Source organism: Blautia sp. DFI.1.216, from assembly GCF_020594215.1.
Taxonomy (GTDB): Bacteria; Bacillota; Clostridia; order Lachnospirales; family Lachnospiraceae; genus Blautia_A; species Blautia_A wexlerae.
Window position 1 is genome coordinate 16,412 of record NZ_JAJDML010000034.1, and the last position, 19,753, is coordinate 36,164.

Here is a 19,753-nt window from a genome sequence, read left to right on the forward strand (position 1 = left end):
ATAGTCTGCTGTAATCCAAAGTGTGCCTGCCTGATGGTCAGGCAGGCACACAGGTTTCAATGTTTGATTAATAGGAAAGTTCCGGATATTTTTCTACAACTGCCTTATAGAACAGGTCGAGAGCTTCATCATAAGATGCGTTGCCTTCGAAGTAGTTCTTCATGGCATTCTGGAATTCTTCGTTGCAGCCCTGATCATAGATACTCATGTTACTCAGATCAATCTTATCAGCGCCTGCACAGAACATAGCCAGAGGATTCTGTCCACCAAGAACTGCATCGCCGTAGCTTTCATCTTTAGCCATTTCTTCCATGGCAGGTTTATTGTTTACGAAGTCATTATCAGCAGTAACGATTTCTTTCATAACGTCAACGTTAGTTGTCATCGTTCTCATGATATCAGCAACTAGTGTGGGATTGTCTGTGCCTGCAGCTGCTGTGATCCATGTTCCGCCCCAGTAGAAGCCCTGTGGCCCTTCTGTTGCAGCCCAGCCGCCATCTTTACCAACTGAACCATCCTGGTCAGCGCTCATGGAGAAGTCGATGAACCATGCAGGTCCGAAATATGAGAATACATTGCTGTCTTTGAAGAAGCCCTTGCTCCAGTCATCACTCCACAATTCATAGGTAGCTGTTTCTCCGGCATCAACCATTTCCTTGGACATATCTACCCAGTTTTTGATATTGTCATCAACAGTGATCTTTCCGTCAACAACCCATGGGGAAGTTACATTATTAGAGAATACACGGTAGGCATCATTTACAGTGGAAGTCATCTGATAGCCTTTTTCCTTCAGCTCTTCAGCTGTTGCCTTAAATGTATCCCAGTCTGCAACTTTCTTCTGAACCTCTGCCGGATCATCGCTTCCGAATACTTCTTTTGCAATATCTCTTCTGTAGATCATAGCACCCGGGCAGCCCTGCCAGGAAAGACCTTTTAAGTTGCCATCCGAATCTGTCATAACATCTTTGGTGTACTGATACTGGTCTGCAACTTCCTCATCTGTGATTCCCAGATCTGCCACAGACATTGTATAATCTGTATTTACATATTTCAGTGCATAATCGGCTTCAACAAGGAAGAGATCGATTTTGTCATCTGCTGCTGCATCAGCCTGTTTCAGAAGAGTCTCATCCAGATTATTCTGATATGCATTGTCATCAGAAGGAGTAATGTTCCATACAACATCAACATCTCCGATCTTGCCATGAGTTCCGTCAACTTCTTCATATCCGGGATAGTGGTCAGTCAGACGGGATTTGAATTCTTCATTCCAGCAATAAATGTTTAAAACTTTACCTTCGTCAGCGGCTGCATCTTCAGCCCATGTTGGAACTGCTGTAAGACCGGCAAGCATAGCTGCTGTTAATGTAATTGCCATAGCTTTTCTCTTCATCATGTTATTACCTCCTTGTGATAATTGTTTTGGGTTGATTGTAACTTTTCAGCAGTCCACCAACTGTGAAGATACTGAAGATTTTCTTATTTTGCCAGATTTCTGACTGATGCACCGGGGAAAAGTCTTCCATCAACGGTGAATTTATCGATGATCGTTGTTTTAGGATTTTCGATAAGATCAATCAGCTTCTGTGCGGCAAGCCGTCCAATCGTTTCTGTGTCCTGACACAGAGTTGTCAGCCGTGGCTCCAGGATGCGTGCAAAAGTAAGTCCGTCATAGCCTGCAATGGAAATATCATCTGGTATTCGAAGTCCACGTTCGTGGATTTCATTGATGCCACCCAGTGCGGAGAAGTCATCCGGATAGAGGATACAGGTAGGAGGATCTTTCAGATCCAGAAGCTCTGAAGTTGCTATTGCTGCAGCTTCTGCATCTCGATAAGGAATGACTGGCATATATTCATCAGGTATATCGATTCGTTTTTTCTGGAGAGTTCTGTAAAAACTTCCAAGTCTGTTTCGTGTGACAGAGGAATCTTCTCCGTGAATATAGGCAATCTTTCTGTGTCCCCGTGCAAGAATATAAGAGACAAGTTCTTCCATTCCCTGAATGTTGTTGGAAACAACAGCAATTCTTCCATCAAATACATGATCGATAGTGACTACCGGTATCTCGGACTGTACCAGGCGCTGTACCTCTTCTGTAAAAAAATTGATACAGGCGATCACCACTCCATCGACTCCACGGTAACGGCAGTGCTCATAATAACTGAGATGCTGACCGGAGAGGTTTCCACTGGTAAAAGTGATGTCATATCCTCTGGATTCGGCAGTGCGTTTAAAGCTTTCCAGTACATGATTGAAATAATCATGGGTGAGGCCACTCATGGCTTCGTCTACAAAAAGTACGCCAAGATTATAACTGCGTCTGGTCTTTAGTGCTCTTGCTGAGGAATTTGGAAGATATCCCATTTCTGATGCAGTCTTCAAAATAAGCTGTCGGGTTTCTTCGCTGATATCCGAATAACCATTAAGTGCTTTGCTGACGCTTGCAACAGATACGTTACATTGTTTTGCGATGTCTTTCATGGATACCATATTATAGTCCAGCCTTTTCTGTTTTTACTTCTAAAACGTTTTCGCAAGCTAATCGTACTTTATTTTCAGATAAAATTCAAGTATTTCTGTTATATTTGTATAATTTATCCCTGTTGCACAAAAAAGAATTTATAATAATTTATTAATTTCACAAAAAACAGGCTTTAATATAACGAAAAGTTTCGCAATGATCTTACGGAAGTTAAAATAACAGTTGTGAAATATTTTGACTGCTAAAAATGTAGTTGATTTTTTTGAAAAACTGAATTATACTGTGATAAATCCAATCTAAACTATATAATAAACATATAAATTCTGAACGTATTCGTTTTCGCAAGTCTGTTTTCGGCCTTTTCTTCACAAGTGTTTATTTATTCTTTTTAAGGAGGCTTTTCAATGAAATTCGGATATTTTGACGACAAGGCGAAAGAATATGTTATCACTACACCACATACACCATTACCCTGGATCAATTATCTGGGAAGTAATGATTTCTTTTCACTGATCTCCAACACCTGCGGAGGATATAGCTTTTATAAAGATGCAAAATTGTTGCGAATTACCAGGTACCGTTATAATAATATTCCTGCAGATTCCAACGGAAAGTATTATTATATTAATGATGACGGAGTAATCTGGAATCCGGGAACTATGCCGTCTGCAACAGAAACAGATACTTATGAATGCAGACATGGTCTTGGATACAGTCGCTTCTGTTCTTCGAAAAATAATCTAAAAGCAGAGCTTCTGGTTTTTGTGCCCTCTGATGCTTCATGTGAGATCAATTGTCTGAAACTGAAAAATAACTCTGAAACTGAAAAAAATATTTCTCTGTTCTCATACGTGGAATTCTGCCTCTGGAATGCAGTGGATGACGCATCGAACTTCCAGAGAAATTTAAGTATCGGAGAAGTGGAAGTACAGGGGAGTACGATTTATCATAAGACAGAATACAGAGAAAGAAGGAAACATTACAGTTTCTTTACAGTAAATACACAGGTGGACAATTATGATACCAACAGAGATGCTTTTCTGGGAGCAGGAAACGGGAATGCTTTTCCAGAAGCTGTATGTAAGAAAAAATGCAGTAACTCTATTGCAAGCGGATGGTATCCCATTGCTGCACATCAGATAGATCTGACTCTGCTGCCGGGAGAGGAAAAAGAATTTGTTTTTATGCTGGGATATTGTGAAAATCCGGCAGATGATAAATGGGAAGCTCCCGGAATTATCAATAAAACCTCTGCAAAAGCATTGATTGAAAGATTTAATACAATGGAAAAAGCGATGCAGGCCTTTGCAGAACTGAAAAATTACTGGGAAACATTGCTGGCACGCTTTGCAGTCGTCAGCGAGAACGAACATATTGACCGCATGGCAAATATCTGGAATCAATATCAGTGTATGGTAACCTTCAATATGTCCAGATCAGCATCTTATTACGAATCAGGAACAGGACGGGGGATGGGGTTTCGCGATTCTTGCCAGGATCTTCTGGGATTTGTGCATCTTATCCCGGAGCGGGCAAGGGAAAGGATTATTGATATAGCATCTACACAGTTTCCGGATGGAAGTGCATATCATCAGTACCAGCCGCTGACAAAACAGGGGAATCTGGATGTTGGAAGCGGATTTAATGACGACCCGTTATGGCTGATCGCAGCAGTAGCAGCATATATCAAAGAGACTGGTGATTATGGGATACTTGATGTGCAGGTACCCTTTGATTGTAAGAAGGGAACAGAGGTACCGCTTTTTGAACATCTGGAGAAATCTTTTTATTACACAGTAACCCATCTTGGTCCTCACAAACTTCCTCTGATCGGAAGGGCAGACTGGAATGACTGCCTGAATCTGAACTGTTTTTCCAGTGAACCTGGAGAATCCTTTCAGACAACAGGGCCGTCGGAAGGCCCTGTGGCAGAATCTGTATTTATTGCAGGTATGTTTGTGAAATATGGAAAAGAATTTGAGGAACTCTGTGAGCGGACCGGGCACACAGAACTTGCAAAAGAAGCAGGGAAAGCAGTGGATGAGATGTATCAGGCAGTGCTGGATAATGGATGGGACGGAGAATGGTTCCTGCGTGCCTATGATGCACAGTCTGAAAAGGTTGGTTCAAAAGAATGCGAAGAAGGAAAGATTTTTATTGAACCACAGGGATTCTGTGTTATGGCAGGAATCGGCAAGGAAGAAGGAATAGCAGAAAAAGCTCTGGACTCTGTGAATGAATTGCTGGAAACAAAGTATGGAATAATGATCCTTCAGCCGGCTTATACAAGATACCATCTGGAACTTGGGGAAATTACTTCTTATCCGCCTGGATATAAAGAAAATGCAGGAATTTTCTGCCACAACAATCCGTGGATTTCCATTGCGGAGACTGTGCTTGGAAGAGGAAACAGGGCATTTGAGGTTTATCGTAAAATATGTCCATCTTATATTGAGGAAATCAGTGATATTCACCGGACAGAACCATATGTATATTCGCAGATGATCGCGGGAGCTGATGCACCAGGATTTGGAGAGGCAAAAAACAGTTGGCTGACAGGAACTGCAGCGTGGACATTTGTAAACCTGTCACAGGCGCTTCTTGGTATTCTGCCAGGATATGATGGTTTGATCGTAGACCCCTGCCTTCCGGAAACGTTTGGCGATTTTAAAGTGAACCGTCATTTTAGAGGGGCGGATTATCATATTGAAATCCATAAACCGAAAGGTGTGCAGAAAGGAGTCAGATGGATTGAGGTAGATGGTGAGAGGATAAATGGAAACCAGATTCCTATGGTCAATGGCAGAAACGAATACCATGTAATTGTACAGATGGGATAAGTGATAAATAAAAGTCCCCACCCATTGCTTATTGCCTGATGCAATTAAAGCAGAGGGTGGGGACTTATTTGAACAGGTTAAAGTAAAATACCTGTTTTATTTATTTTCTTCCTGAACTTCGATTTTACGAATTGTCTTGTTTTTGATTTCTTCTTTGATGGATGTAAGGAATTCACCAAGATCTTTCATTCCTTCATCACCAAGGTAACGGCTTCTTACGGAAACCTTGCCTTCTTCTTCCTCTTTGGCACCAACGATGAGCATGTATGGAACTCTTGCAAGGCGTGCTTCGCGGATCTTGTAGCCCATCTTTTCAGAACGCTGGTCAACAGAGCAGCGGATTCCGTTTTCTTTTAACTGAGCTTCAACTTTGGCAGCATAGTCGTGGAATTTCTCGGAAATTGGAATCACACGAACCTGTTCCGGGCAGAGCCATGTCGGGAACATACCTGCATATTTCTCAATGAGCCATGCCAGTGTTCTCTCGTAGCATCCCATGGATGTACGATGGATGATGTATGGACGCTGTTTTTCACCGTTTTCATCGATATAATACATGTCGAACTGTTCAGCCAGAAGAGCATCCCACTGAATCGTGATCATAGTATCTTCTTTTCCGTATACGTTCTTGGCATTGATATCAACCTTAGGTCCGTAGAATGCAGCTTCGCCAACATCCTCTGTAAACGGAATGTTCAGTTCTTCAAGCATCTGACGGATATGAGCTTCTGTCTGATCCCACACTTCTGCATCACCGATGTATTTCTCTCTGTTGTTAGGATCCCATTTGGAAAGGTGATAGGTTACGTCCTCCTCTACACCAAGAACCTGCAGACAGTACTGTGCAAGTGCGATACAGTCTTTAAATTCTTTTACCATCTGGTCAGGTCTTACAATCAGATGACCTTCGGAGATCGTGAACTGACGTACACGTGTCAGACCATGCATTTCCCCGGAATCCTCATTACGGAACAGAGTGGATGTTTCACCGTAACGAAGAGGCAGATCACGGTAGCTGTGCTGTTCTGCTTTGTATACATAATACTGGAACGGACATGTCATAGGACGAAGTGCAAATACTTCCTTGTCAGTCTCCTCATCACCGAGAACGAACATACCGTCTTTGTAATGATCCCAGTGTCCGGAAATCTTGTAAAGGTCGCTCTTTGCCATTAACGGAGTTTTTGTTCTGATATATCCGCGTTTTGCTTCTTCGTCTTCGATCCAGCGCTGAAGCTCCTGCATCATGATCACACCGTTTGGCATGATAAGTGGAAGTCCCTGACCGATCACGTCTACAGTTGTGAAGATCTTCATCTCACGGCCAAGTTTGTTGTGGTCACGTCTTTTTGCTTCTTCCATCTGTTCCAGATGTTCTTTCAGTTCGTCCTTGGAAGCATAGGCTGTTCCGTAGATACGTGTGAGCATTGCATTCTTTTCGCTGCCTCTCCAGTAAGCGCTGGAAGAGGAGAGAAGCTTGAATGCTTTTACACCTTTTACGCTCATAAGGTGAGGACCTGCGCAGAGGTCTGTCCAGTCTCCCTGGGAATAGAAAGAGATTTCGGAGCCTTCAGGAAGATCTTCGATAAGTTCTACCTTGTATGGTTCATTTTTCTCCTGGAAGTATGCGATGGCATCTTCTCTTGATTTTGTGAAGCGTTCAATCTTAGCGCCTTTTTTGATGATCTTTTTCATTTCTTTTTCGATTGCATCCAGGTCATCACGGGAGAATGGAGGGCAGTCGAAATCATAGTAGAATCCTGTATCAATAGAAGGTCCGATAGCAACCTTTGCATCCGGGAATAAGGTCTGTACTGCCTGGGCAAGTACGTGGGATGCTGTATGGCGGAGAACTGCAAGTCCTTTTTCATCTTTTGCTGTCAGGATGTTTAATTCGCAGTCACTGTCAATAACTGTTCTCAGGTCTACAACTTCTCCGTTTACTTCTCCTGCACAGGCAGCACGTGCAAGTCCCTCGCTGATGTCGTAAGCAATGTCGATTACGGATTTTGCTTCAGCGTATTCTTTTTTTGAGCCGTCTTTTAATGTTACGATCATGATGATTATCTCCTTTACGTTAGTATGGATTTGTTATAGTTGCTGTTCACTGTTGATATCCCACGGAGCGTGTTGTTGAGAACGGAGTGAACAGTAACAGGTTTTTGTACTGCGAAGGGGTAAAAGAAAGAATAAAAAAATCCCCTACAGTACGGTTAAATACTGTAGGGGACGAGATAACATTACTCGCGGTTCCACCCCGGTTGTTCTGATACATTACTGATGGATAAATCATCTGATCAGAACCGCTTCATTCGATGGTAACGGAATCACCGGACTGTATTAAAGTCACTCAGAGGTGGTCTTCGGCTGGTTCGCGATGAAATGCTTGCACCGGTATACATTTCTCTCTGTAACGTTCCTCAGCGTACTCTTCTCTTCAACGTTTTGATCCTTCTTATCTTTTCTGCCGCCTATTATAAACTCGCAAAGTGGGTTTGTCAATCAGTAAAATGCAAAAAGTTGATTTACGAAAATAGAGATTAATGTTATACTGACGAAAGTGAAAAACAATAAAAAACATGAAAGGAATCAGATAAATGAGCAGATGGGAAGAAAATATACGTAAAGTAATACCATATACACCAGGCGAGCAGCCCAATCAGCCGGATATGATCAAGCTGAATACCAACGAGAATCCGTATCCGCCGGCACCTGGAGTGGAGAAGGCGTTGAGGGAGATGGATACAGATACTATGAGACTTTATCCGGATCCTACAGCAGGAGAACTGGTACATGCCATTGCAAAGAATTACGGGCTGAAGGATGAACAGGTTTTTGTGGGAGTAGGTTCCGATGATGTGCTTGCCATGAGTTTCCTTACATTCTTTAATTCACAGAAGCCGGTTCTTTTTCCGGATATCACATATTCTTTTTATGATGTATGGGCAGACCTGTTTCGCATTCCATATGAGAGACCGGCACTGGATGAGAACTTTCATATAAGGACGGAAGATTATTTCAGAGAAAACGGAGGAATTGTATTCCCGAATCCGAATGCGCCGACAGGTGTGGAGATGCCGCTGGAGGAAGTGGAGGATATTATCCGCCATAATCCTGATGTGATTGTGATCGTGGACGAGGCTTATGTGGATTTTGGTAGTCAGTCGGCGCTTCCATTGATTGAAAAATATGACAACCTTCTGGTCGTACAGACATTTTCCAAGTCGCGTTCTATGGCTGGGATGAGAATTGGTTTTGCGTGTGGAAATGAGAAACTGATCAGATTCCTGAATGATGTGAAGTATTCTTTTAATTCTTATACTATGGACCGTACAGCGATTGCTGCAGGTGTGGCGGCAGTTGAAGATAAAGCATATTTTGATGAGACATGTAATAAAATCATAGAGACAAGAGAATGGACAAAGAAAGAATTGAAGGCACTGGGATTCTCTTTTCAGGATTCTATGTCTAACTTTATTTTTGCTACGCATAAAACCTGCCCTGCGAAAGAACTTTTTGAGGCATTGAGAGGGCAGCATATTTATGTTCGTTACTTCCAGAAGGACAGAATTGACAATTTTCTTCGTATCACTGTTGGAACAAAGGAAGAAATGCAGAAATTTATTGATTTTTTGAAGGATTATTTGAAGTAAGAGTTAGGAGGCTTTATGGAAGCGCTGGTACATTGGTTTTCACAGAATCTGTCACAATATATTTCACCTGAAGGGGCAGTTTTTATTATTTCAATGATTCCGCTTTTGGAACTCAGGGGAGGATTGCTTGCAGCATCCTTACTTAAGATATCGGCTGCAAAGGCAATTCCACTGTGTATTGTTGGAAATATTATTCCTATTCCGTTTATTCTGTTGTTTATCAGACAGATTTTCAAGGTTTTAAAAAAGACGAAACTCTTTCGGGGACTTGTTATGAAATTGGAAGACAGGGCAATGAGAAAAAGTGATCAGGTAAAGAAATATGAGTTTTGGGGACTGATGCTGTTTGTGGGAATTCCTCTTCCGGGAACAGGGGCATGGACAGGATCTCTGATTGCATCTCTTCTGGAAATTGATATTAAGAAGTCCTCTCTGGCAATTTTTTGTGGCATTATTATGGCAACTGTCATTATGTATATTGTTTCCTATGGATTAGTGGGAAATCTGGTACGTTAATTATTTTATACCAATATTCATCGGAAATCCGGAGACATATTTTATGTCTCCGGATTTCTGCTTTTATGTCGATAATATCAGTTTTATGACGTATAAAACAGCTTGCCAATAATAAAGATTTGGAATAATATGGTATTGTCAATTATGAAGAAGATGTGCTAAGATAAATATAAAAATACCGGTGTGCAGACAGGATTACTACAGGAATTAACTTGTCGACACAGGAGCAGGAGTATAATTTTCCTGCGATATGCATTGCTGCAGATCTGATATTCGTGTCACTTCAGACAGATTATCCCACTAACTGTTACAGGAAAAGTTAATAAAGAATAAATTACTCAGATACATAGGAAATCAGAAAAACAAAAATAAAAATAATTATCAATATTAACAATCAAAACAAAAAGCAGAGGATTATTTTATGAGAGAAAAGTATGAATCATTATCACTGGCAACTTTAAAGGATTTGGCAAAAGCCAGAGGATTAAAAGGGGTTTCAGCATTGAGAAAACCGGAATTGATCGAGAGAATGCTTCACGAAGATGAACTGGAAGGTGAGACAAAAAAACAGGAAACAGTCCGGGAGAAACCGCAGCAGAGTGAAGTGGAAGGTAACGGAGAGAGAATCCCCCAGTATAACAAAACACTGGAACGTACACAGTATCATGCCCCGGCAGAGGCAGTACAGCTTGACAGTGGAGAGAGAGCAGACGGAATCCTTGAGGTACTTCCGGATGGATATGGGTTTATCCGATGTGAGAATTATCTTCCGGGGGAAAATGATATTTATGTATCACCTTCTCAGATACGCAGATTTAACCTGAAAACAGGTGATATTATTAAGGGGAATATCCGTATCAAAACACAGGGAGAGAAATTCAGTGCCCTGCTATATGTGACCTCTATCAACGGATTCCATCCCAGTGAAGGGCAGAGACGATATAATTTTGAAGATATGACACCGATTTTTCCAAATGAGAGACTGATAATGGAAAGACCGGGCGGCACAGTTGCCATGAGGATCGTAGATCTGATCAGCCCTATCGGTAAAGGACAGAGAGGAATGATCGTATCTCCTCCGAAAGCCGGTAAGACAACTTTGCTGAAAGATGTGGCAAAGTCTATTCTGAGAAACAATCCGGACATGCATCTGATCATTCTTCTGATCGATGAGCGTCCTGAGGAGGTTACAGATATCAGGGAGGCCATCTGTGGCGATAATGTGGAAGTTATTTATTCTACATTTGATGAGCTTCCGGAACATCATAAACGTGTGTCTGAAATGGTAATAGAACGTGCACGTCGTCTGGTGGAACATAAAAAAGACGTTACAATTCTTCTTGATTCTATTACAAGACTGGCAAGGGCATACAACCTGATCATACCGCCCAGCGGACGAACTCTTTCCGGTGGCCTGGACCCTGCAGCCCTTCATATGCCGAAACGCTTTTTTGGTGCGGCCAGAAATATGAGAGAGGGCGGAAGCCTTACTATTCTTGCTACAGCGCTTGTGGATACGGGAAGTAAAATGGATGATGTAATTTATGAAGAATTTAAGGGAACCGGTAATATGGAACTGGTGCTTGACCGAAAACTGCAGGAAAAGCGGGTATTCCCTGCAATTGATATCCAGAAATCCGGTACAAGAAGAGAGGATCTGCTGCTGAGTAAAGAAGAACAGGAAGCGGTTTACATTATGCGAAAAGCTCTCAATGGAATGAAGTCAGAAGATGCGGTAGAACAGATCCTGAATATGTTTACCCGTACGAAAAATAATGCTGAATTTGTGCAGACTGTAAAAAAACAGAAGTTTATCTGAAACGTTGTAAAAAAACAGTTACTGTTCGCTCCGTTCTCAGTAACAAAAATATTAAATAAATTTTAAAATAAATTTTAAAATAACTTGCATTCCATGGGACGATATGTTATACTCATAAAGCTGTTTAATAGTAAATTCGTCAAATGAATACGAATAGAAAATAGAATCTTTACAGAGAGGTGAAAATCATGAGAGAAGGAATCCATCCTAATTATTATCAGGCAACTGTAACCTGCAACTGTGGTAACACATTCGTAACAGGATCTACAAAACAGGACATCCACGTAGAAATCTGCTCTAAATGTCATCCATTCTATACAGGTCAGCAGAAAGCAGCTCAGGCTCGTGGACGTATCGATAAGTTTAATAAGAAATACGGCCTGAACAAATAATCAGAATATAGTAAGAATTGAGAAGGTTGAGGTTGGGAAATCTCAGCCTTTCTTGTTTCTTTAGGAGAAAATAATGAAATCATCGAACATCGGCGGTCAGGCTGTAATGGAAGGCATTATGATGCGCCATAAGGATAAATATTCCATTGCTGTCCGCAGACCGGACAATGAGATTGAATTAAAAGTAGAAGATTACAAATGTGTATTCGGAAATGCAAAATTTCTCAAATATCCACTGATCCGAGGTGTGGTAAGCTTCGTGGATTCTCTGGTGGTCGGCACAAAATGTCTGATGTATTCAGCGGAGATCGCAGGGGACGAGGAGGACGAAGAGGATAAGCAGAAGAATGCTGCTCTTTCAGAAGAGGAGCTTGCTGCAAAAAAGGCAAAAGAAGATAAGCAGTTCAAATGGCTGTTATATGTGACAGTTGCTGTCTCAATCGTGGTATCAGTTGCCGCCTTTATGTTGCTGCCATACGCCCTTGCAAGTCTTTGCAGAAGGGTTGGCGCTTCGGAATTTGCAGTTACAATAGTTGAGGCATTTGTAAAGCTTGCATTGTTTATGGGATATATGCTTCTGATTTCCAGAATGAAGGATATTCAGAGAACATTTATGTATCATGGAGCAGAGCATAAGTGCATTAACTGTGTGGAACATGGACTGCCACTTACGGTGGATAATGTTCTTGCAAGCTCCAGACTGCATAAGAGATGTGGAACCAGTTTTCTGTTTCTGGTTATGCTGGTCAGCATTTTTCTGCATTTTATTTTTGTATTGGTTCCATTTTACTGGGTGAGACTGTTTGGAAGACTTCTTATGGTGCCGGTTGTTGCAGGAATATCTTTTGAGATTATTCAGTGGGCTGGAAGATCAGACAGCAAACTTGCTGACTTTTTCAGTAAACCGGGTCTGGCAATGCAGAAACTTACAACTAAGGAACCGACAGCAGATATGGCAGAGGTTGCAATCAGGGCTGTAGAGGCGGTTTTTGACTGGAAAGCATATCTGAAGGAAGAATTTGGAGTTGAAGCAGAACAATGAACGGAGAAACTCTGACAGGATTATTAAAAAAAGGACAGATGATCCTTGCACAGGCGGGGATTAAGGAAGCCGGGCTGGATGCCTGGCTTCTCCTGGAATATGTCACAGGAAAAAGCCGGGCGTATTATTTTGCATACGGAGAAGAAAGTGTCACAGAAAGTGTTGCTGAAAGATATCTGGAACTGATCAGCAGACGTGCGGGACACATACCGCTGCAGCATCTGACGCATCAGGCTTTTTTTATGGGGCATGAATTTTATGTGGATAAGAATGTACTGGTACCCAGACAGGATACGGAAACACTTGTGGAGTCCGCTCTTGAATGCATGAAAGCTGTGAAAAATCCATATATTCTTGATATGTGTACAGGATCCGGCTGTATTCTTATCAGTATTCTGAAGGAGAGAGCTGATGCACACGGAACAGGCGTGGATCTGTCAGATGAGGCACTGAAAGTGGCTGTGCGGAATGCACGGACACTGGAAGTGGCAGAGCATGCGGAATTCGTACAGAGTAATCTGTTTTCTGAAATGCAGAACATTGTGTACGGAACAGAGTATATGAAAAGGACTGCTGTAAAAGATACTGTAAAAATGACAGAATGCGAAAATAGTAATAGAAATTATAGCAGAGCTTATGATATGATTATATCAAATCCGCCATATATTCCTACGGCGGAAATTGAAGATCTTATGGATGAAGTAAAATTGCATGATCCGCGTATGGCGCTGGATGGTATGGAAGATGGACTTTATTTTTACAGGGCTATCACGAAACAGGCACAGGATCATCTTGTTCCGGGTGGTTGGCTTTTATATGAAATCGGATGCAGCCAGGGAGAAGATGTGGCAGCTCTTTTGCGGAAATATAAATTTGAAGATATTGAGATAAGGCAGGATCTGGCCGGGTTGGACCGGGTGGTTCTGGGGCGAAAGAAATTACAGGAGGATAAATATGTTTGATAAATTAGACGATCTGCTCATTCGTTTTGAAGAGGTGCTTAATGAGCTTGGAGAGCCGGGAGTTACCGATAATCAGGAACATTTTCAGAAGCTGATGAAAGAGCAGAGCGATCTGCAGCCGATAGTAGATGCTTACCGGGAGTATAAGAAAAACAAAGAAACGATACAGGACAGTCTTTCCATGCTTGAGGAAGAGAAAGATGAAGATATGCGGGAAATGCTGAAGGAAGAACTGTCTGAGGCAAAGAAGAATGTAGAGGAACTGGAGCATGAACTTAAGATCCTTCTTCTTCCGAAAGATCCTAATGATAACAAGAACGTTATTGTGGAGATTCGTGCAGGTGCAGGTGGGGATGAAGCTGCCCTTTTTGCAGCAGAGATTTACCGTATGTATGTGAAATATGCAGAATCCCGCCGCTGGAAAACAGAAATGATGAGTCTCAATGAGAACGGAATCGGCGGATTTAAGGAAGTAACATTTATGATCACAGGTGCAGGTGCTTATTCCAGACTGAAATATGAAAGTGGTGTACATCGTGTACAGCGAGTTCCGGAAACAGAATCCGGCGGACGTATCCATACCTCTACCTGTACAGTTGCTATTATGCCGGAAGCAGAGGAAATCGATTTCCATCTGGATATGAATGACTGTAAATTCGATGTGTTCCGTGCATCCGGAAACGGCGGACAGTGTGTCAATACAACAGACTCTGCTGTGCGACTGACACATATTCCTACCGGAATCGTAATTTCCTGCCAGGATGAGAAGTCACAGCTTAAGAATAAAGATAAAGCACTGAAAGTTCTTCGCTCCCGTCTGTATGAGATGGAGCTTGCCAAACAGCATGATGCTGAGGCTGAGGCAAGAAGAAGCCAGATTGGAACAGGTGACCGTTCAGAGAAGATCAGAACTTATAATTTTCCACAGGGCCGTGTGACAGACCACAGAATCAAACTGACACTGCACAGACTGGAGAATGTTCTGAACGGGGATCTGGATGAGATCATTGACAGTCTGATCGCAGCAGATCAGGCAGCAAAATTAAGTAATCTTCAGGATGCGGAATAGAATATTGCGGAGAGGGTATGTGACAGAAGATGACTGAAAAAGTATTGATATGAGAGAAGAATGTCAGGAGGAAAATATTTATGCAGAAAACAGCACTTGTAATTATGGCGGCAGGAATCGGAAGTCGTTTTGGAAAAGGAATCAAGCAGCTTGCACCGGTGGGAACATGTGGAGAGATTATTATGGATTATTCCATCCACGATGCGCTGGAAGCCGGATTTAACAAAGTAGTGTTTATTATCCGTAAAGATCTGGAAGAAGAGTTTCGCAGAGTGATCGGCGAGCGTATTGAGAAAATTACGGAAGTAGAATATGTATTCCAGGAGCTTGATGATCTGCCGGAGGGATTTACGAAACCGGCTGACCGCACGAAACCCTGGGGAACCGGACAGGCTGTACTTGCCGCAAAGAAGGTTCTGGATGAGCCATTTATTGTTATCAATGCAGATGATTATTATGGGAAAGAAGCTTATGTGAAGGTGCATGATTATCTTGTGCAGGAACAGCAAAAGGACGGAAAACTCCATATCTGCATGGCCGGTTTCAGGCTTGGAAATACATTGAGCGATAATGGAAGCGTTACCAGAGGAATCTGCCATATTGAGAATGGACAGCTTACAGGTGTGACAGAGACGCATGATATATTTAAGACTGCCACAGGTGCAGAGTCAAGAAATGCGGACGGGAGTGTGCAGGAACTGGATGTAAAGGATTTGGTGTCCATGAATATGTGGGGACTGACGCCGGACTTTATGGAGGTTCTCGAGAAAGGATTTGCAGAATTTCTCAGTGGACTCGCACCGGAAGATACAAAAAAGGAATATCTGCTTCCGGAGTTAGTTGACCATCTGATCAAAAATGAAAGTGCTGAAGTTGATGTCCTGGAGACAAAGGATACATGGTTTGGTGTAACCTATCAGGAAGATAAAGAAACAGTAATGAGAGCATTTAAAAATCTTACAGAAGCGGGTATATATCCTCAGGGACTTTATCAATAAGTTAAGCAGATATCTGCAGCCTTCGCAGGAGACATGTCTGATCTGATTAAAAGCAGTTTTGGGTGTGATCCGGGAAATACAGTATGCAGTGCAGAAACAGAGGATATTGTAAAAAGTAAAGGAGAGCAATTATGGGAAAATATTTTGGAACAGATGGATTTCGTGGAGAAGCAAATGTTAAACTGACAGTAGATCATGCATTTAAGGTGGGGCGCTACGTAGGCTGGTATTATGGAAGAGACCATAAAGCTAAGATTGTTATTGGAAAAGATACAAGAAGAAGCAGTTATATGTTTGAATATGCACTTGTTGCAGGTCTGACAGCGTCCGGTGCAGATGTATATCTTCTTCATGTAACGACGACCCCAAGTGTTTCCTATGCAGTACGTACAGAGGATTTTGACTGTGGTATTATGATCTCCGCAAGCCATAATCCATTCTATGATAATGGTATCAAACTTCTCAATGGAAACGGACAGAAGATTGAAGCGGAAGTAGAAGCAAGGATTGAAGCATATCTGGATGGCCTGATCGAGGATCTTCCTCTGGCAACTAAAGAAGATATTGGACGCACTGTGGATTTTGCTTCAGGAAGAAATCGTTATATCGGACATCTGATCTCTATTCCAAGCAGGGATTTCAAAGGCATTAAAGTAGGGCTTGACTGTGCAAACGGAAGTTCTTCAGCTATTGCAAAGAGTGTATTTGAGGCACTTCAGGCAAAGACTTATGTGATCAATAACCAGCCGGATGGTACAAATATCAATACAAACTGTGGCTCTACCCATATTGAAGTCCTGCAGAAATATGTTGTGGACAATGGATTGGATATCGGTTTTGCTTATGATGGTGATGCAGATCGCTGTATTGCTGTTGACCATAAGGGAAATGTGGTCGACGGTGATAAGATTATGTATGTATGTGGAAAATATCTCAAGGAGCAGGGCAGATTAAAAGATGATACAGTAGTAACCACTGTTATGTCAAACCTCGGTCTGTACAAATCTCTGGAGAGAGAGGGTATGAAATATGAGCAGACTGCAGTAGGAGATAAATATGTGGCAGAGAATATGATGGAGAATGGATACAGTCTTGGCGGTGAGCAGTCCGGACATATTATTTTCAGCCGTTACGCTGCAACAGGTGATGGAATCCTTACTTCTCTCATGGTAATGGAAGCGTGTGTAGAGAAGAAAGCAACTCTGTGTGATCTGGCAAGGGAAATGAAGGTTTATCCACAGCTTCTCAGAAATGTCCGGGTGGCAGACAAGAAGACTGCGAGAGAGAATCCGAAGGTAGTTGCTGCTGTAGAGGAAGTTGCAAAGAAACTGGGAAGTGATGGGCGTATTCTGGTACGCGAGAGTGGCACAGAACCATTGATTCGTGTTATGGTAGAAGCCGGAACAGATGAACTCTGCCTTGAGAATGTTGATCATGTAGTAAAGGTAATGGAATCTGAAGGATTGCTCATTGACTGATTTACTGGCAAAGGAATTACATGTATAACAGAAAAAAAAGATTATTTCTGACTGCTGTCTGCTTAAGCCTTGGACTTCTGACAGGCTGCAATGTGGGAAATACAAAGAATTATAAACAGGCTGCACAGGATCTGGAACAGGGAAATTATGAGGCAGCACTTGAAGAATACGAGACAGCAATTTCTGAAGGAGTGAAGCCTGCACAGTCGTACAGAGGTGCAGGTGTAGCGAAACTCAAGCTTGGAAACTATGAAGAAGCCATAACATATTTCGATGATGCGCTTAAATGTGACAAAGTTGGCAAAGCATTAAAAAAAGATATTCTGTCGTATAGAGCTGTGGCTTATCTCAAAGTAAAGGATTATGAGGCAGCGCTGGAAGACTGCCAGACTCTGGCAGAAAACTATAAAATGGATGCGGATCTGTACTTCCTTACGGGAGAAACAGCATTGGCCATGGATTCCTATGAGGAAGCTTCTGCTAATTTTGAACAGGCCTACGGCGAAGATGCAACTTATGACAGAGCTATCCAGATCTACGGGGCATATCTGAACAGGGATATGGAAGCAGACGGAACCCGTTATCTGGAAGCTGCTTTGTCAGGAACTGCAAAAAATGCAGAGGATCATTGTGACCGCGGCAGAGTTTATTATTATATGGATGATTATGAAAATGCTGAAAGTGAACTGAAACAGGCCATAGACGGCGATAATACGGAGGCACTGGTTCTGCTTGGTATGGTATATATGGATAAAGGAGACAGCGCAAATGCAAAAGCAATGTTTCAGCAGTATGTATCACAGGCAGAAAACGGAGCCAAAGGATTTAACGGACTTGCACTGTGTGATATAGAGGATGGGGATTATGACAGTGCCCTTTCTGATATAGAAAGCGGAATCCATGTGGCAGGAGCGGAGGATATGCAGAGTCTGCTGTTTAATGAGATCGTAGTCTATGAGAAGAAACTGGATTTTCAGACTGCTTTGCAGAAAGCACAGGAATATCTGGAATTATACCCGGAAGATAAAACTGTTAAGAAGGAACTTGCATTTCTTAAAACGCGTGTGTAATATCTATCTGACTGAGGAGAATTTATGGAAGAATTTGGAAAGCTTGAAGAACGGGTGGTTCTTGTGGGAGTGCAGACGGATGATCATGATAATGTGGAAGAATCCCTGGATGAACTGAAGGAGCTTGCATCAACTGCGGGAGCTGTTACAGTGGGAAGAATCATTCAGAATCGTGAGTCTGTGCATCCCGGAACTTATATTGGAAAAGGAAAGATAGAGGAAGTACGTGCACTGGTATATGCTATGGATGCAACCGGAATTATCTGTGATGACGAACTTTCTCCTGCACAGCTGAATAATCTGGAGCGGGAACTGGACTGTAAGGTGATGGACAGGACATTATTGATTCTGGACATTTTTGCAGCGAGAGCTATAACCAGTGAGGGTAAAATACAGGTAGAGCTTGCACAGCTTCGCTACAGATCTGCCCGTCTGGTCGGTCTCAGGGAATCTCTTTCCCGTCTGGGAGGTGGAATCGGAACCAGAGGTCCGGGAGAGAAAAAGCTGGAGACAGACCGTCGTCTTATCCGTACAAGGATCTCTGCTTTGAAGCAGGAATTATCCCAGGTGGAGAAACACAGGGAACTGATCCGTTCCAGCCGGGCCAGAGGCAATATGAAGACTGCTGCGATCGTAGGATATACAAATGCGGGAAAATCTACGCTGCTGAACACACTGACAGGCTCAGAGGTTTTATCAGAGGATAAACTGTTTGCTACACTGGATCCAACTACCAGACTTTTAAATTTGAAGGACGGACAGCAGATTCTTCTCACAGATACGGTTGGATTTATCCATAAGCTTCCGCATCATCTGGTCGAAGCATTCAAGAGCACATTGGAAGAGGCCAAATATGCAGATTATATTATCCATGTGGTAGATTCTTCCAATCCGCAGGCAGAGATGCAGATGCATGTGGTATATGAGACATTAAAAGAACTGGGAGTGATGGGAAAGAAGATCATCACACTCTTTAATAAGCAGGATGCGCCGGGGGCATGCGTACTGCGAGATTTTAAATCGGACTATACGCTGAAGGTCTCTGCAAAGACAGGCGAGGGTCTTGCAGATCTGAATGATCTTCTGGAGAAGCTTCTTGCTGAAGAACAGATTTATGTGGAGCGCCTTTTCCCTTATCAGGAAGCAGGAAAAATCCAGCTGATCCGCGAATATGGGCAGCTTATCTCAGAGGAATACACAGAGGAAGGGATTGTTGTGAAGGCAAGGGTGCCGAAAGAAATCTACGCCAGAGTTGTATAAAAAATATTTTGAAAAATAAGAAAATACCATATATTGTGCCTTTTGCGAAAATGAGGAACATTATGTGGTATTTTGCGTGTTGACGAACCGGTGATACTCTGATACAATGAACCTACAGTGTTACTCAGAGCAAAGTGGACAGTAACGACAGAAATATCTCCGGTAA

General features: G+C 42.4%; 15 protein-coding genes and 1 other annotated feature. Of the genes, 12 read left to right on the forward strand and 3 right to left on the reverse strand.

Translation table 11 applies throughout. The features are described from left to right. Positions 1–67: 67 nt before the first annotated feature. Both LJE11_RS12905 and LJE11_RS12910 read right to left on the reverse strand, forming a co-directional pair. Positions 68–1,396 (reverse strand): hypothetical protein, encoded by a 1,329-nt coding sequence (locus LJE11_RS12905; protein ID WP_055059372.1) that lies wholly within the window; start codon positions 1,394–1,396, stop codon positions 68–70. A gap of 86 nt (positions 1,397–1,482) precedes the next feature. Continuing rightward, positions 1,483–2,496: a LacI family DNA-binding transcriptional regulator gene (locus LJE11_RS12910; RefSeq protein ID WP_195658923.1), complete on the reverse strand. Its 1,014-nt coding sequence runs from the start codon at positions 2,494–2,496 to the stop codon at positions 1,483–1,485. 396 nt (positions 2,497–2,892) lie between these two features. On the opposite strand from LJE11_RS12910, the gene LJE11_RS12915 reads away from it, so the two are divergent. Further along, positions 2,893–5,328 (forward strand): GH36-type glycosyl hydrolase domain-containing protein, encoded by a 2,436-nt coding sequence (locus tag LJE11_RS12915; protein ID WP_055199792.1) that lies wholly within the window; start codon positions 2,893–2,895, stop codon positions 5,326–5,328. A 96-nt stretch (positions 5,329–5,424) separates the two neighbouring features. Here LJE11_RS12915 and thrS read toward each other — a convergent pair whose 3' ends face one another. After that, entirely contained in the window at positions 5,425–7,386 is a 1,962-nt protein-coding gene (thrS, locus tag LJE11_RS12920; protein ID WP_118613471.1) for a threonine--tRNA ligase, read from the reverse strand. Between the two features lie 164 nt (positions 7,387–7,550). Then, positions 7,551–7,778: a binding site (T-box leader), on the reverse strand. Positions 7,779–7,925: 147 nt separating this feature from the next. On the opposite strand from thrS, the gene hisC reads away from it, so the two are divergent. The 11 genes from hisC to hflX all read left to right on the forward strand — a co-directional run bounded on the left by hisC (position 7,926) and on the right by hflX (position 19,587). After that, positions 7,926–8,981: a histidinol-phosphate transaminase gene (gene hisC / locus LJE11_RS12925; RefSeq protein ID WP_055149489.1), complete on the forward strand. Its 1,056-nt coding sequence runs from the start codon at positions 7,926–7,928 to the stop codon at positions 8,979–8,981. Between the two features lie 15 nt (positions 8,982–8,996). Next, on the forward strand, positions 8,997–9,497 hold the full coding sequence (locus LJE11_RS12930; protein WP_026648283.1) for a COG2426 family protein: 501 nt from the start codon (positions 8,997–8,999) through the stop codon (positions 9,495–9,497). A 421-nt stretch (positions 9,498–9,918) separates the two neighbouring features. Beyond that, positions 9,919–11,316, forward strand: coding sequence for a transcription termination factor Rho (gene rho, locus LJE11_RS12935; RefSeq protein ID WP_055052701.1), 1,398 nt, complete (start codon positions 9,919–9,921; stop codon positions 11,314–11,316). Between the two features lie 188 nt (positions 11,317–11,504). Next, on the forward strand, positions 11,505–11,708 hold the full coding sequence (gene rpmE / locus LJE11_RS12940; protein WP_020993628.1) for a 50S ribosomal protein L31: 204 nt from the start codon (positions 11,505–11,507) through the stop codon (positions 11,706–11,708). Positions 11,709–11,781: 73 nt separating this feature from the next. Then, complete coding sequence (locus LJE11_RS12945) at positions 11,782–12,750, forward strand: DUF1385 domain-containing protein (RefSeq protein ID WP_022380506.1); 969 nt, start codon at positions 11,782–11,784, stop codon at positions 12,748–12,750. Continuing rightward, complete coding sequence (prmC, locus tag LJE11_RS12950) at positions 12,747–13,712, forward strand: peptide chain release factor N(5)-glutamine methyltransferase (protein ID WP_008706447.1); 966 nt, start codon at positions 12,747–12,749, stop codon at positions 13,710–13,712. Before LJE11_RS12945 ends, prmC begins: the two co-directional genes overlap by 4 nt. Then, on the forward strand, positions 13,705–14,781 hold the full coding sequence (gene prfA / locus LJE11_RS12955) for a peptide chain release factor 1 (protein ID WP_008706449.1): 1,077 nt from the start codon (positions 13,705–13,707) through the stop codon (positions 14,779–14,781). The genes prmC and prfA overlap by 8 nt, the downstream gene beginning before the upstream one ends. Positions 14,782–14,861: 80 nt before the next feature. Next, positions 14,862–15,779: a nucleotidyltransferase family protein gene (locus tag LJE11_RS12960; protein ID WP_055052700.1), complete on the forward strand. Its 918-nt coding sequence runs from the start codon at positions 14,862–14,864 to the stop codon at positions 15,777–15,779. Positions 15,780–15,910: 131 nt separating this feature from the next. Further along, the gene (glmM, locus tag LJE11_RS12965) at positions 15,911–17,257 is read left to right on the forward strand and encodes a phosphoglucosamine mutase (RefSeq protein WP_008706453.1); all 1,347 of its coding nucleotides are present in this window, start codon (positions 15,911–15,913) and stop codon (positions 17,255–17,257) included. A 20-nt stretch (positions 17,258–17,277) separates the two neighbouring features. Continuing rightward, positions 17,278–18,327 (forward strand): tetratricopeptide repeat protein, encoded by a 1,050-nt coding sequence (locus tag LJE11_RS12970; RefSeq protein ID WP_173702997.1) that lies wholly within the window; start codon positions 17,278–17,280, stop codon positions 18,325–18,327. A gap of 24 nt (positions 18,328–18,351) precedes the next feature. After that, complete coding sequence (hflX, locus tag LJE11_RS12975; RefSeq protein WP_173702996.1) at positions 18,352–19,587, forward strand: GTPase HflX; 1,236 nt, start codon at positions 18,352–18,354, stop codon at positions 19,585–19,587. The last annotated feature ends 166 nt before the right edge of the window (positions 19,588–19,753 follow it).